Consider the following 14,703-nt stretch of genomic DNA (forward strand, 5'->3'; position numbering starts at 1 on the left):
CGACGACCAGCTTCTGGATGCCATGATCGAGCATCCGATCCTCATCAATCGGCCGTTCGTTGTCACGCCATGGGGCGTGCGCCTCAGCCGACCTTCAGAGATCGTGCTCGACGCCCTGCCGCTTCCCCAGAAGGGACCTTTCCACAAGGAGGATGGACAGCCATTGATCGATAAGGAAGGGAACCGTGTTGCTTGACCTGTCTAACATACAGCGAGCCCTTGAGGACTTCTCTGCCCACTACCGGGCGCAAAGCTTTCTGGCATCTCGGTGACCACAAGCGGTCAGTCGTCTATTCGACCGACGTCCCCCCAATGCGGACTAAAGGCGGGCGGGCTGCAACAGTGCATCAGCAGCACGGGACGCTCGATCAACCTGCGTCGGCGGCAGTGTCAGAGCCGCACGTAATAAACAGTGACGTCAGCCCGATGACGCGTCCCAGGCCGTCAACCTGTTGATGAAGTCGAACATGTAGTTCACGAGCAACTCGCCGGACTGGTGCTAGATAATGCGCCGGGTGCGGTCGAACTCGTAGCGGCTCGGATCAGGGTTTCATGCCGGTACCGAAACCTTTGAAACTACCTCAGATGCAAACCGCTCGAAAAACTCACCGGCAAGCTTTTTAGACGTGGAATCGATTAGCCTCGACCCCAATTGCGCCAATTTGCCTCCGATGTCGGCCTTCGCAGTATAGACCAACATAGTGCCGCCTTCGGCGTCCCTGAGATGAACGTCAGCTCCGCCTTTTGCAAAACCGGCAACACCACCTTGCCCCTCTCCCACGATACAATAGCCCTCCATCGGAATGATATTGCTGAAGGTAACTTTTCCCGAAAAAGTGGCCTTGATTGGTCCAATCCGAAGGACAGATTTAGCTGCTAAGGAACCGTCTTCCTGCTCTTCTAAAAATGTGCACCCAGGGATACAATCCTTGAGCACTGTTATATCATTCAACGCATTCCAAACGGCCTCTCTGGGAGCAGGAATAAGTTGTTCTCCAGTCATGTCCATCGCAATTACCTCAAGTAGAGTGTTGGATTTCTGGTGGTCAGTGCGCTTCGCTTTCCTCGGACTGTCCCATCAAGCGCCATACGGCACAGGGAGTGAGCGGCAGGCGGGTTGGTTGAACTCCAAAAGACGACAACGCGTCGGCTATGGCATTCCCGATGACCGCGGCAACCGGCGCGATTGCATCTTCACCGACACCCTTCACGCCCATGGGGTTGCGATCGGTACGGGTCAGATCGAGAGAAATAGCTCGTATGTTCGGATAGTCCGTTGATGTCGGCAGCAGGTAATCTGCCAAGGAGCCGGTGAGAAACTGCGCGTTGTCATCGTAAGATAACTGCTCCAGAAAGACCCCCCCGAGTCCTTGCACGATGGCCCCTATTTTCTGGCCATGGACAAGAAGGGGATTTATCATTTTTCCGACATCTTCAACGGCGACGTATTCGACGACCTCTACATGGCCTGTTCGTATGTCGACGGCCACATGTGCTGCATGAGTTCCATAACCATATGGCTTCCGCTTTGTGCCAAAAGTGCCATCGGCCTCCGCAATTTTGGGCAGCACACGGGCAAGATCTGCCAAAGCTAAAGGGTCTTTGGCAGGAGTTACAAAAATCCCATTTCGATACTGGATGTTGTCGGCGTTGCACTCAAACATGCTGGCAACTTCTGCCTTGAGCAGAGATATTAGCTTTTCCGCTGCATCGGCAATCGCATTCCCACCCATGATTATTGAACGCGAATGAAAAGACCCAAACCCCTCATCGAGCAAGGTTGTGGACCCGTGATGTATGCTCACACTCTCAATTGGAACTTCTAGAGCATCGGCACAGATCTGCGAGAAACCAGTTTCTATCCCTTGGCCGAGGGCCGATGAGCCTATGAAAACAGATATGCGACCGTTTGGTTCAAGTCGGATTCGACAATTTTCTTTTGGCCCCGCGCCACTGCTGTCGATGAAACTGCCAAACCCTATCCCGTGATATCGGCCGTCGACTTCCCTTCCACGCAGAGCAGTCTTTTGTTCCCATCCTATTTCTGAGGCGCAGCGCCGAAGAACAGTGGGATGGTCGCCAAGATCGTATGAGGCGTCCTGCTCATAGGGGACCAGATTGCCCGTCGAGTATGGCAGTTGATCCGGCCTCAACAAATTCCGAAGACGGAAAGAAATCGGATCGATCCCCAGATCTCGTGCTGCGATATCAAACAGCCGTTCTCGCGCAAAACTGGACTCGAAACGACCGGGACCTCGGTAGCTCCCTGACGGCGTCTTGTTGGTCGCCACCGAGAGGACATCGAGGCTCAATGCGGAAATATCATAGGGCCCAGGCATAAACTGGGCAGCTCGGGACGCGAGGATCCCGCCGGTTGTCCCGACATAGGCCCCCAGATCCGCAACGACTTGCCCACGGAGACCCAGGACCTTGCCCTGCGCGTCGCACGCGACCTCGAGTTCACATTCGAACTCTCTGGAATGGTTTGTCGCCATCAAATGTTCGCGTCTGTCTTCGGACCATTTGATAGGTCGCTGTAGGCGACGTGCCGCAAAGGGTATCAAAAAGTCTTCTGGATAGAATTCCCCGCGAACGCCAAAACCACCACCAACGTCTAGCTCGATTAGATCTACGCTCTTATCGGGAAGACCCAGCATTCCGGCGAGAACATGACGATTGAAGAAAGGGACCTTTGCCGCGCCCCAAACCGACATGTGACCCTTGCTTTCGTTCCACTCCGCGACTAGGCCGCGCATCTCCATGGGGACAGCCGTATGCCGTTGAACGTAGAACGTTTCCTTCCTTTTATAGGGTGCGCAGGAAAAAACGCCGGCCGCGTCTCCACGGTCTATCGTGTATTGAAATGCTATGTTTGATCCCAAGTCCTCATGCATTGGTGCCTGGGCGCGAACGCTGTCTCGTGAAGAGGCAATCGGCGCCAATTCGTCGATCTCAATCTGAATAAGTTCTGCTGCGTCTTCAGCGACAGCTTGGCTCTCGGCTATAATCACCGCCACAGGTTCGCCCACATAGCGAACTCTATCCTTCGCGATTACAGGTTGTTGAAAGGGTGTAGCCTCTTCAAACGCGGCGATGCGAAAAGGGATGCGCGGAATTTCGAGGCCGAGGTCGTTGGCGCTCAACACTGCAAGCACACCATGCAGTTCTTGGGCTGCAGTGGCGTCAATAGCGAGCAGCCGCCCGTGCGCGACGGGACTGCGAACGATCACGGCACACGCCATGTTTGGCCTATGAAAATCATCGACAAACGTACCGTTCCCCGTCAGTAGACGGAAGTCTTCAACACGTGGTAGCGGTTGACCGACGTAGCGGCTATTCTTCAATTGCATAGTGATCTCGGCTGGCTGCGGACAAGCGATCTCGTGCTTTTGCGATGGCCGTCACGATTGGGATGTACCCGGTACAGCGGCAAATATGACCTGAGAGGACCTCACGGATACGGTCGTTGCTGGCCTCGGGCTCGGTGTTTAAAAGCGCTTGCGCACTCATGAGGATGCCAGGAGTGCAAAAACCGCATTGTAAGGCGTGGTTTGCCCGAAACTCTTCCTGGATTGCCGAAAGGCAGTCGTCACTTGCCAAACCTTCGACGGTTTCCACCAGACGATCTTGAGCTTGCACAGCCAGTACCAGGCACGACCTCACGGCTTCGCCGTCCATCATTACGGTGCATGCGCCGCAGACGCCATGTTCACAACCAACATGGGTGCCGGTAAATGAAAGGTCATGACGGAGGCAGTCAGCGAGACTCCTACGAGGTTCTACAGACACGTGAACTTCTCGTCCGTTGACCTTGAAGGCTATATCCATTGGCTGTTTCAACGGACTTCTCCTCGCTTGTCGAAGGCATCGGCAAGAGCACGTTCAACAAGCACTCCCAGCAAAGCGCGCCGATACTCCGATGATGCCTGGATGTCCGACGGGGGATCGATCATGTCCAATTTGGCCGCCGCAGCACCAACCGCTGCAAACGTCTTCAGATCGGGCAACGCGCCATCCAACATCGATTGCAAAGGCGTAAGGTTAACCGGGCGATCGTCTACTCCAAACGCAACTACTCGTGGAGAGTCGATCCGACCTTGTTTTAGCTCAAAATGCACAGCAACGCCGGAAATCGCAAAATCTCCGCTGCGTCGAGCGAACTCTTTGAAGGACCAGAACCTGGTTTCGGGCCAACTCGGAAGATGGACGCCGGTGATTATCTCGTCTTCCGACAGATCAGTCGTTAGCATTCCGTGGAAGAAATCTGCGGCCGAGATTAGCCTTGACCCACCGGTTCCTTGGACTTGGATCTGGCCCTCGTGAATGAGGACGAGAGCAGGAAATTCAGCCGCAGGATCTGCGTGTGCCAAACTGCCCCCAATCGTTCCGCGATTGCGAATTTGATAGTGGGCGATGTGCTCCACTCCCGCGACCAGCAAGGGGTAGCTGCGACGAAGCTCGAGGTCCTTCTCGATGTCGACCCAGCGCAATTTGCTCCCCATGGTAAGGCCACGTTCGCTGCATTTTGCGGTGTTCAAATCTGGTATGCGGCAAATATCAACCAAAGCAGCCGGGGCCAGTAGGCGAAAGGCTAGCATCGGTAAAAGACTTTGTCCGCCAGAGATGATCTTGGCTTCACCACCATAGTCTCCAAGCAGCTTTATGGCGGCTTCGATCGTATCTGGGCGGTGATACTCGAACGGGGCAGGCTTCACTCGTATGACCTTTCTAGGGTCGTGTCCTGTCAACGCCCACGCCCTCACGTCGCCAAGCATTAACACTGAACGAAAGCAGACAGCTCAGGGGATCTCGACCGGATCTCCTGAGCTCAGCGACCCCACGTCACTACTTTTGCAGCAGCGCGTTGGTATAGAATTCGGAAAGAGGTTTCTGTACGGCCGAGCTTCCCTCATCAAGAAGCTTCAAGGCGGCGGCAATCGACTTCTCGTCGACCCAGCCAACTGGGTTTTCGGCGCTGGTGGGAATAGAGGCAGACGTTGCTTCGATCTGCTTAAGAACAACCGCATCAGCTGGGCCATTCGGCCAAACAGCCTTGAGAGCAGTCACTGCCGTCTGGGGCTCGGTTCGTGTCTGTTCGATTGCGCTTGCTGTGGAAGCAAGGAATTTCTTGAGAATGTCCGATTTGCTCGAGATCCCGTTGTCGCTTGCCACTACTGCCATGCCGGGTACAGTCAGGCCATACTTGACTTGGTCGAGCACTGAGAAGGTCTTGCCAGTTTTCGCCTCAAGGATGGGGAGATCGTTGGTTTTATAGGCAGCAATTACGTCAATCTGATTGGTCAAGAACTGAGAGACGCGTGCCTGGACATCGATCTGCACTTTCTTGATTTTGCTGCAGTCGATATCGTTGATCTCGCAAAAGACGCCGAGATAAGTCGTTCCGGTTTCGCCGATGGGCGCGGCGATTGTCTTACCTTCGAGATCCTTGGGCGTATTGAGCGGCTGCTCTGGATGCGACACCAGAACGGTTGGCGCTGCAGGTTGGTAGAGAGCTACGATCTTGATCGGCATGCCCTTCTGAATTGCGGATATTGCAAATATTCCAGGAAGAACAATCAGGTCGTCCTGACCTTGGATCAGTGATCCGAGCGCGGCCTGAGAACTCGCGCCTTCCCCAAAGGTGGTCGAAAGGCCGGCTTGCGAATACACGCCTTTTTCCTGGCCTAGGTAGAAGAAGCCGTATTCGCCTTTCAACTTATAGCTAAACCGGACGTTCACGTCATCGGCCGCAAGAGTTTGACTCGCACTGAAGATTGCGTTGAGGCCTATGATCCCGACCGCAATTCGATTGATAAGGCGCTTCATGCGCTTGCTCCCCTTCGTTGCTGATATTCCCAAGTGTGAATTGTCAGTTGCAGTTCCCAGAACAGGGTAGCGTTATAATTTTGATCCCTATTCTTGATCTCAGTATGTGATCACACTACAGACGTGTCAAGCACGAATGCTTACCTAGGGTCAGCACCACACCGCTCTATCGGGAGATCGTTCCCGATAAAGCCGCTCTCTGACGTCGTGTGCGCGGGGCGCCTCAGCGCCGTTTGTTAAGAAACTCGCCAAGGCAATTGGGCACGGTCCGCTGCGGACATGGTCCACCTGAAGCCATGGCTGACGCTCGTCCCGGAGACTGAGGGCGCGCAGCGCCTACTGTGAAGGACATGTCCGATTTCGCCAGACAGATCACAGGACAAGTCGACAAGCTTTCCTGCCCCGTGGCAGATCGTGCTGGCACGGATTGCTGACTGCGTCCGCAGGACCCAGATCATGTCCCTCCTGCACGTCGCAGCGACTGCTGGACAAGACCGAGCCCGGTTCACAGAAACGAAAAAGGCAACTGCCGGATCCCGAAGGAGTCCGGCGGATCACCTCATTTCTCGCTGCCATCCGGTCATCGTGCCACTTCCCTTTGGGGCGGTTACGCGTAGCGGTCGTGGCGGCGCACCCAGTCCATTCCCTCGGACTCGTTGCGCCCCTTGGGCGCAAGATCGAGCATGTTGTGGTTCCCATCATCACCTCGACGCCGCGCCCGTAAGTGGAGTAAGTGCGGAAGATCTCGCCCGCCTCGTCCTTGTAGAAGGCGCTGACGCCGGGCCATTCCTCGCCGGTTGCCTCCTGCGCTTCAAACGCGGCGGACGCACGCTGGCGGTCGCCACCATTTTCCGTGACGGTGAAAGCCTTGCTGCGGAATTGGCGATGGAGCGCGACGTCTAGCGGTTCGGATCGACCGAAGCGCAGCCTTCGTTTCACTTGGCTGGTTCCGGAGGTAAGCTACCAATACCCAAGCCCTTCCTTCCCTCGGCGCCCCGCCAAACCATTTCAAGTGTCTTCGATACCTTTTTGTACCAACCCCACGTCAGTCCGGTTATCACTATAACACATAAGTCCGTATGACAGGTCAGATATGACTATATTCGACCGCCTTTGCCATTCTGATCATTGAGGAATGCCAGGCTCATGGTCACGAGCAGCACTGAATGCTTCGGCAACGAGTCGCGAATCCATTTTCACCGAAATTCGTTGAATGTTATCGATTTTCATGAAATAGAGTCTTGATTTACGAAATTTCACAGGCTGGTATCGAAATTCATGGAGTCAGGGCAGAAGAAGTCTTTTTCAGAAAGTGTAACAGCTTTTCACGGACGGCCGCTCCCGGAAGCGGCCCTTCCGGTCGGCTATGCCGCCTTGATCGACGCCTTTGGGCTGGCGGTGCCGATCCCGATCCGGCTTGGCGCCATCGGTCCACGCCACAAGGTCTATGACTCCGACGGATGGAAGCTCTACACACCGCGACATCGACCTGACGCCAGCCTCGTTGGCCATCTCACATTCGCCCTGCGCTACGAAGGGCTGGACCTCGCCGTCCTGAAAGCGCTGTTTCGGACGACAGGATCAGAGCCGATCGCCGGGCTTGTCCGCGCAGCACCCACCAGCGCCTATGCCCGCCGCATCTGGTTCCTGTATGAATGGCTGCTCGATGCTCGACTTGACCTGCCCGATGCGACTAGCGGCATCTATGCTCTGGTCGTCGATCCCGATCAGCAATGGGCCGCCGAGGGAACGACATCCTCGCGCCATCGGGTGAAGAATAATCTTCCCGGAACGCCCGCGTTTTGCCCGCTCATCTTCCGCACGCCGCTGCTGGAGCAGCTCGTCGCCCGCGATCTCGGCGCCGAAGCGCGCAGGCTCGTCGCGGACGTGCCCGCCGATCTGCTTGCCCGTACCGCGGCCTTTCTTCTGTTGAAAGATTCCCGATCGAGCTTTCAGATCGAAGGCGAAGACCCGCCTCAGGATCGAATCCAACGCTGGGGGCAGGTCATCGGCCAGGCCGGCCATCGCCCGATCGACAGCGCCGAACTCGAACGTCTGCAACGGATCGTCATCGGCGATGCGCGTTTCGTCCACCTCGGATTGCGCGACCAGGGCGGCTTTGTCGGCGAGCACGATCGGCTCGATGGTTCCCCTATCCCCGACCACATCAGCGCGCGCCACGACGATTTGCCCGCGCTGATCGACGGCCTGACCGCATTCGACCGTAAGGCCGCGCCGAACCTCGACGCCATTCTCGCAGCCGCCGCCCTCGCATTCGGCTTCGTCTATATTCATCCGTTCGAGGATGGGAATGGCCGTCTCCACCGCTATCTCATCCATCACGTTCTCGCGGAACGCGGATTCAATCCGCCGGGACTGGTCTTTCCCATATCGGCCGTGATCCTCGACCGGATCGACGACTACCGGCGTGTTCTAGAAAGCTATTCACGCCGCCTGCTGCCGCTCGTTCGCTGGCGGCCGACAGATCAGGGCAATGTCGAGGTTCTGAACGAGACCGCCGACTTCTATCGCTATTTCGACGCCACGCCCCAGGCCGAGTTTCTGTTCGAATGCGTTGCACGCGCAATCGATATAGACCTGCCCGCCGAAACCGCGTTCCTCAGAAGCTATGACAGCTTCAAGGCGCAGGTGACGGGCATGATCGACATGCCAGATCGGCTGCTGGATCTTCTCTACCGTTTCCTTCGGCAGAACGGAGGCACGTTGTCGAAGCGGGCTCGCGAAAAGGAATTTGCGGCCCTGACCGACGATGAAGCCATGCGGATCGAAGCGATCTACGCGAGCCTCTGATCGGCTTTCGCGGTAGCGACGTTTCACGAGCTGGCGAATGCGCACAACGGGGCGTAGTCGCCAGCATCGAACGCTGCTCATTCAAATATGAGCAAATGATGGAACTTGCTCACGTCTATATGAGCAATTGGCGGCTGCTTGCGGGGAAAGCCCCCCTGCGGCCGAGCCACGATCTCGGCTGCCTTCTGCGAGGAGACCCCGCAACGCCCCCTGTGAGAGTGCGGATCGGGTTTACCGTGACGGTAGATAGCCTGAGGAGAGGCATTCGGCGCCGTCGCGGAGAACCGCGATGTCCAGATATGGTCGCCGCGCGCACCGGCTCCGACCGGGCGAACTTCTCCGACGAAATCACCGACAAGATCGTTGCCAAGCTGGAAGCCGGCCGCGTGCCATGGTCCAGCACTGGGGCACCTCAGCCGCCAAAGTCCCGCTTGGCCTGCCCAGGAACGCCGCGACTTCGCGAAGCCAGCGGCATCAATGTCATCATCCTCTGGGGCGCCGTCATCGAGCACGGCTTTCCGGGACAAGGCATGCCAACCCAAAATAACGTTCCAGAAGAGTTGCTCGGCAGAAGGAACGGGGCCGTCTCCGGACAGTCCGGTTTTCGACAAATCGGACGTTAATCCGCCGTTCTGCGGCCGACGCCATTCCCGTCATTCAATATGCCGATGGCCGGTCCCGAACCCGGCTATCTATCCGGTCCGGGGCCGCGCTATTAGAGCGAAAATCCCGCGGGCAGTGCGGTCCCCAAATGCGGGGGCGCGGGTATCCATTTTGCCTACATTAGTCCGTGTATCCGCTATCCCCGCCCGACTTTCACCTCCACCACCTCCACGGGCTCTGCTGCGGCTTCCTCTCCATAGATCCGGGACAGGCCCTTTATGCGCGTCGCGATCGCGTCGACGAGACGACCAACGATCTCATGGGTGATCCCCTCCCGGCGAATGTCTTGGGCGCACTCCGATGCCATGTCAGGCGTCACCGCGAGCTGATGGCGGATCGTCCGAATCGTGTACTCGCCGCCAACCTTTGCCGAGGACGCACAGCGCTGCCAGTGGCGCGGCATGATCTCGTCGACCGGGTAGACCCTGTCGATCTTCATCGCCAGCTTGATGTCGCGCATCTCAGCCTGGATCTCTCCCTCGCCGAGGTGGGGCAGAATGGAGGATATGTCGTAGAGCGGAGCTAGGCGGGCCTCGCCCTGGGCACCGAGCAGCATCGAGTAGTTCTTTGCATGCGCGTCCGTGCCGGCGATGATCCAATTGAAGACGTTCGCGTCCATGAAGGTCTGACGGTCGCGGACGGGGTCCAGGGAAGCAGACAGCACCTTGTTGGAGATCGTCGTGATACCCGGCCCACCCTGGTTCTCGTACTTGAGCGTCGGCATCACCGCCAGGGCCTGGCACATGTCCTCCTGATGGATGCGGATGGTCTTGCCGTCGATGTCGCGGCGGTCGTAGCGCTCGAGAACGATCGCCTTTTCGCCTGCGAAGTCGAGAACCTGGCTGTGTGCAGCATCCATTCCGAGCTTGCGTGCAAGCTGCAGGCAGAAATGCTCGTTCTCGGTATGCCCGTGCAAGTGCGGCAAAGGGGGCTTGAAGATGTGAGTCGTGGGCGTGTCGCCTAGAGGGATTCCCCAGCGATTGCTGCCCTTGTCGAAATGGAACGCCGTCTTCGCCTGCGCACCAGCGAGACTGAACTGACCGGGATCGCCGATTCGTCGGGTCGCTGCACCATCCTTGCGCAGGTCGCGCAGGCGGTCGCCGATCTGCGCCTCGGTGAGCAACTCTACGTCCTCGCCGCGGGAAACCTGGTCGCCACGCGGAAGGAACTGGACGGCGCCGGCGCAGTCGCGGCCGACATTCTTGAGCAGGGCAAACGGGTTTCGGGCGGAGACCTGGAACCTCTGGGCCCATCTGGCGATGGTCTGCTCATTGTCCGGCAGCAGGCCCCAGAGGAATGCCTCGATGACCTTGCCCTCGTAGGTCCTGGTGATTGTCGGCATGGACAGGGAGAGCGGGATCGCCACCCGGCCCTCCATCCATGCCGCGTGATAGGAGAACGAAAGCTTGCCGCCCTGCAGGTGGTGGAGCCCCCCAACCGGTCTGCCGGCGATGTAGACGTCGAGGGTGTCGACCGGGTTCAGCATGACCATCGTCACCTAGAGCTTGTAGGGGATCTCGTCATCATCGACATGCCGTTCATCGGCATTAGGATGATCAGCAACCGACGTCGGCGCCGACGGGATCTGAAAGTCCAGCTCCACACCAAGCGTGGTCAGCGCCAGCAGCACGTTGCCTATCTCAGCGCTGGGCTTGCCGTTCTCGATCCACGACACCCACGTCTGCGTGGTGTTGATCATCTTGGCCAAGGCAGCCTGTGACAGGCCGCGCCGGGTGCGAGCCTCCTTGATCAGGATACCAATGTCGCGAGCTGTTCTGATCTTCATGGGGATACGATTTTGTATGAGCTAGTCTGATATAGGCTCGTATATGACTGGTGTCAATATACGTTCCTATATCAGACTAGCTCATATAGGTTCCTATATCGCCGATCGTCATATATAAGCCAATATAACTCATTGCGGCCACGCAAACATTAACGGCGATCACCCCTTCGACGATATCGCCCGAGAATGACTGCGCATTAGTCGAGAGCTGGAACGACGTGGTGGGGGCCGCGAGCCGCCTGTCCGCAATCAGGGTGAGTTCAGCGAATAGCTGCCAATCGGCAGCGGACCTAATCGCATTACGAACATTCAATCGGTTCCCGCAAGCTGCCGTCGGCAAATTGCGCCACTCTTCGGGTACAGTCCGCAGCGCCTCGTCAAACGCATTTGACGGCCACCGCCAATCAGTACGCCTTGCCATAATAGTTGGTGCCGTAGGTAAAGCGACCGGACGCGACCACCCGACAAGCATCGCCGTTTGATCTTAGGCTTGGCTCAGACAGGACTCAATTGTCGGGAAGCGGCAGCGGTGTGTCACTCAAGGTCCGCAGGTAAGCGATGAGGTCCGCTCGCTGCTCCTCGTCGTGCAGGCCCGGGAAAGTCATATCTGTCCCAGGCAATGTGAGCGCGGGGTTTGAGATAAAGAAATTCAGTTCCTCAAAGGTCCAATCGCCACCAGCGTCCTTTAGACTTGACGAATACTGGACATCGCTTTCCGATGCCTTTCGCCGTCCTACTATTCCCCACAGATTGGCTCGTCCGGGGACCTGGACCCCTGGCGCTGAAAGATGACAAGCGCCGCACGTTCTGTCGAAAAGTTCTTTGCCCGATCCCGCGTTTGCCGCTGCAAGTCGTGACGAAATTGGATCAATGGAAGGTCGTCCGGCGCCATGACTATGCAAGTAGGCCACGACATCGGCGTGACCACTAAGCTTGGCCAAATGTATGGGCGGACTTCCATTCGATGTCAGTGCATTCACATCTGCTCCAGCATCCACAAGATGGATGACACACTGAAGGCAGCCATTCTCAGCAGCCACGTGCAGCGGGGTCTGCGATTTCGCCAACTGGTTTGGATTTGCCCCACTATCGAGTAGCAGCTTCACGATGTCAGCGTGCCCACCCTTATTGGCGGCGTAGAGTGGCGTTCTTTGCCAACTGACAGGCAGGTCAACATCTGCCCCGCGATTGATCAGAAGTTTTGCTAGCTCGGCATTTCCGTTTTCACAGGCGATATAAAGCGCCGTAACACCGTCAATTTCGTTGATGGCGGCGCCTTTGTCCAAGGCGGATGTCACCGCTGCGACATCGCCACTCCTGACAAGATCACCTAGGTTGCTCGCTTGGGCGGGCAGTGTGAGAAGCCAAAGGACCCATGTAGCCCTTACCACCCAAATGCGCCCTCGCTTGATCATTGTATCCTCCCTGACGAGAGTTCCATGACGGGCTTATCCTAGAACAAGGGCTTGCTGGCGACAACGCCCGCGCCGGCGGATGAGATTTGGGATACTTGGGTTGTGACCACTCCGGGGCCGGCAACGGACCGACCGCCTCCCGCAACGGAGTGTGAGGAAGGGCCATTGCCGGAGTATGCCCTGAGGGAAGCATTCCTAACGGCGCCTGGGCGATACAATCCGGTCCACTACACAGCCGTTGTTGGCCGACGTAGAGCTATCACCCAGATCGGGCTCTCGGCGCTCTATGTGAAAGAGCATGCTCAGAAATCAGAACGACGCCACACAGCGGGCGTCGTTCTTGCAGCTTTCGGCGCTGCGGTCGCGGCTGGCTTCGGCACGCCAGTTGAGTGCGCCCAGTACTCCATACGGCTCCTGAGGAGCGAAGCAGCAAGACCCGCGAGCCTAGGCTAGCGTTCCGCCTCCAATAGAGAGTTCGTATAATATTCGGAGACGGCCTTCTTACTGGCGCCGGCCTCGGTGGAAAGTACCAAATCCTGTGCATCCGATATGACCTGGCCATCTATCCAGCCGTTGGGCTTCTCCTTGCCGTCCTGCAGAGTGAGTGAGGTTGCAATTACCGACTGCTTGATGAGATCTTCAGGGGGGGCCGCGCTCCAAGCCCTACGCAACGCGGCAGCAGCCTTCGATGGGTCCTCACGGGTCAAATCGATAGCGTCGCTTGTTGCCGCGAAGAAGCGCTTCAGCGTCTCGGAAGATTTGGTAACACTGTCGTTGCTTACTACGGCTGCAAGGCCTGGCACTGACAATCCGAATTTAGGCAGGTCGAGGACTGCAAACTTAATTCCACTTCGCTCTTCGATGAGTGGAAGATCGACGTTCGTGTAGACTGTAATCATATCAATCTTGTTTTGCAGGAACTGCGGTATTTTGACCTGAGGGTCCAATTGCACCTGATTTATCTTACTGCAATCGACCTCGTTCTTTTTGCAGAAAATACTCAGATAAGCTGTCGCAGTGTCCCCCGTTGAGACGGCCAAAGATCGACCCTCCATGTCCTTTGGAGTAGCGACTGGCCGGTCAGGATGAGAAATGAAGGCAAATGGGGTTGTGGGCTGGTAGAGTGCTGCGATCTTGACTGGCACTCCCTTCTGTATTGCCGAAATGGCAAAAATCGCAGGAACGATCACCACGTCTTCGTTTCCCTGCACGAGCGAGCCAAGTGCGGCCTGAGCGCCTGCTCCTTCGCCCAACTGCACATCTAGTCCATGCTTTTCATAGACCCCTTGATCCTTGCCTAGATAGAAAAAGGCGTACTCTCCCTTCAACTTCCAGCTAAAGCGCACTTTTACCAGGTCATTTGCCGAACTGGAGTTCGATGCCAAAGCTGTTCCGAGGGCAACAAGCGCAATGGCTATTTTCTTGGCTATTTGCATTTTCGTTCCTCCCATTTCCCGATTCTCACTTTGAGAACTCCTTACCTCGTCAGCATGCCGGTCTTTCGCGCGGTCCAAGCAGCGAGGTAGTCCATCAGTGCCGGCGACAGGCAGTCATAGGGCTCGAGCCCCAGTTCCATTAGCCTTGCACGCACACCATCCATCTCGGACGGATCCACACCTGCCTCGATGATCGACGAGACGAACGCCGAAAAGCCCGGCTCTGCCCAGCCATTCTCCTGGAACCGTTCAGGGTGTATAAAATCCAGGCCCTTAAAGGCGTGATCGCGCTGAACCGGGCCATACATGTGCACGCCACAATCCTTGCACGCATGACGCTGAATGAGTGCCGAGTGATCGACCACGGCAAGCTTGTCGCCGTTCTCCAGCACGGTGATGTTTTCATGAGGCACGACTGCCACGATCGAGAACTTCGCGCCTTCTGGCTTCCAGCATTTAGTGCAACCACAGGCGTGGTTGTGGGCAACGTTCCCTTTGACGGCCACCCTTACGGGCTTGTCGACACAGGCGCATGTGAGCGTCCCGCCGCTGAAGCCTGCGATGCCGGATTTCATTGCAGCGTCCAGCGCTGGGTGTATCGATACCAAACTTGCCATTGATCCCTCCTACATTTTCGATTGCAGATTTGGCCGCTGTCTCAAGCGTTCAGTAGACGACGACGCTTCTGATGCTCTCGCCGGCATGCATCAGGTCAAAACCCTTGTTGATGTCTTCGAGCTTGAGCGTATGCGTGATCATCGGGTCG

At 56.9% G+C, this 14,703-nt stretch carries 13 protein-coding genes and 1 pseudogene; 3 read left to right on the top strand and 11 right to left on the bottom strand.

Translation table 11 applies throughout. The features are described 5' to 3' along the window. The coding region (locus ASC75_RS13820; RefSeq protein WP_280137961.1) for an ArsC/Spx/MgsR family protein at window positions 1-196 on the top strand (196 nt) is incomplete at its 5' end. A 354-nt stretch (window positions 197-550) separates the two neighbouring features. Here the strand turns inward: ASC75_RS13820 and ASC75_RS13825 are convergent. The 6 genes and pseudogenes from ASC75_RS13825 to ASC75_RS25555 all read right to left on the bottom strand — a co-directional run. Continuing rightward, complete coding sequence (locus ASC75_RS13825) at window positions 551-1,009, bottom strand: carbon monoxide dehydrogenase subunit G (protein WP_055976258.1); 459 nt, start codon at window positions 1,007-1,009, stop codon at window positions 551-553. Between the two features lie 37 nt (window positions 1,010-1,046). Continuing rightward, window positions 1,047-3,350 (bottom strand): xanthine dehydrogenase family protein molybdopterin-binding subunit, encoded by a 2,304-nt coding sequence (locus ASC75_RS13830; RefSeq protein WP_055976261.1) that lies wholly within the window; start codon window positions 3,348-3,350, stop codon window positions 1,047-1,049. After that, window positions 3,334-3,828 (bottom strand): (2Fe-2S)-binding protein, encoded by a 495-nt coding sequence (locus ASC75_RS25550; protein WP_082496587.1) that lies wholly within the window; start codon window positions 3,826-3,828, stop codon window positions 3,334-3,336. The genes ASC75_RS13830 and ASC75_RS25550 overlap by 17 nt, the downstream gene beginning before the upstream one ends. A gap of 8 nt (window positions 3,829-3,836) precedes the next feature. After that, complete coding sequence (locus tag ASC75_RS13835) at window positions 3,837-4,715, bottom strand: xanthine dehydrogenase family protein subunit M (RefSeq protein ID WP_162244927.1); 879 nt, start codon at window positions 4,713-4,715, stop codon at window positions 3,837-3,839. A gap of 130 nt (window positions 4,716-4,845) precedes the next feature. Continuing rightward, complete coding sequence (locus tag ASC75_RS13840; protein WP_055976267.1) at window positions 4,846-5,826, bottom strand: ABC transporter substrate-binding protein; 981 nt, start codon at window positions 5,824-5,826, stop codon at window positions 4,846-4,848. Between the two features lie 607 nt (window positions 5,827-6,433). Next, window positions 6,434-6,621 (bottom strand): annotated as a pseudogene (locus ASC75_RS25555) (DUF899 family protein); the annotation flags it as partial. A gap of 483 nt (window positions 6,622-7,104) precedes the next feature. Here ASC75_RS25555 and ASC75_RS13845 point away from each other — a divergent pair. Both ASC75_RS13845 and ASC75_RS26290 read left to right on the top strand, forming a co-directional pair. Further along, a complete protein-coding gene (locus tag ASC75_RS13845; protein ID WP_055976270.1) occupies window positions 7,105-8,637 on the top strand; it encodes a Fic family protein in 1,533 nt (510 codons plus the stop codon). A gap of 299 nt (window positions 8,638-8,936) precedes the next feature. Next, entirely contained in the window at window positions 8,937-9,260 is a 324-nt protein-coding gene (locus ASC75_RS26290; protein WP_055976273.1) for an ArdC-like ssDNA-binding domain-containing protein, read from the top strand. Window positions 9,261-9,436: 176 nt separating this feature from the next. On the opposite strand, the gene ASC75_RS13855 is transcribed toward ASC75_RS26290, so the two are convergent. The 5 genes from ASC75_RS13855 to gfa all read right to left on the bottom strand — a co-directional run bounded on the left by ASC75_RS13855 (window position 9,437) and on the right by gfa (window position 14,554). Continuing rightward, the gene (locus ASC75_RS13855; RefSeq protein WP_082496592.1) at window positions 9,437-10,786 is read right to left on the bottom strand and encodes a type II toxin-antitoxin system HipA family toxin; all 1,350 of its coding nucleotides are present in this window, start codon (window positions 10,784-10,786) and stop codon (window positions 9,437-9,439) included. Between the two features lie 12 nt (window positions 10,787-10,798). Beyond that, complete coding sequence (locus tag ASC75_RS13860; RefSeq protein ID WP_082496589.1) at window positions 10,799-11,086, bottom strand: helix-turn-helix domain-containing protein; 288 nt, start codon at window positions 11,084-11,086, stop codon at window positions 10,799-10,801. A gap of 506 nt (window positions 11,087-11,592) precedes the next feature. Continuing rightward, window positions 11,593-12,501 carry an ankyrin repeat domain-containing protein gene (locus ASC75_RS25565; RefSeq protein ID WP_082496590.1) on the bottom strand — a complete coding sequence of 303 codons (909 nt, stop codon included), beginning with the start codon at window positions 12,499-12,501 and terminating at the stop codon, window positions 11,593-11,595. Between the two features lie 449 nt (window positions 12,502-12,950). After that, entirely contained in the window at window positions 12,951-13,937 is a 987-nt protein-coding gene (locus ASC75_RS13875; protein WP_055976281.1) for an ABC transporter substrate-binding protein, read from the bottom strand. Between the two features lie 41 nt (window positions 13,938-13,978). After that, window positions 13,979-14,554 (bottom strand): S-(hydroxymethyl)glutathione synthase, encoded by a 576-nt coding sequence (gene gfa, locus ASC75_RS13880; protein ID WP_055976289.1) that lies wholly within the window; start codon window positions 14,552-14,554, stop codon window positions 13,979-13,981. Window positions 14,555-14,703: the final 149 nt, after the last annotated feature.

Origin of the sequence: Aminobacter sp. DSM 101952 (assembly GCF_001424795.1) — a bacterium.
GTDB classification, from domain to species: Bacteria; Pseudomonadota; Alphaproteobacteria; order Rhizobiales; family Rhizobiaceae; genus Aminobacter; species Aminobacter aganoensis.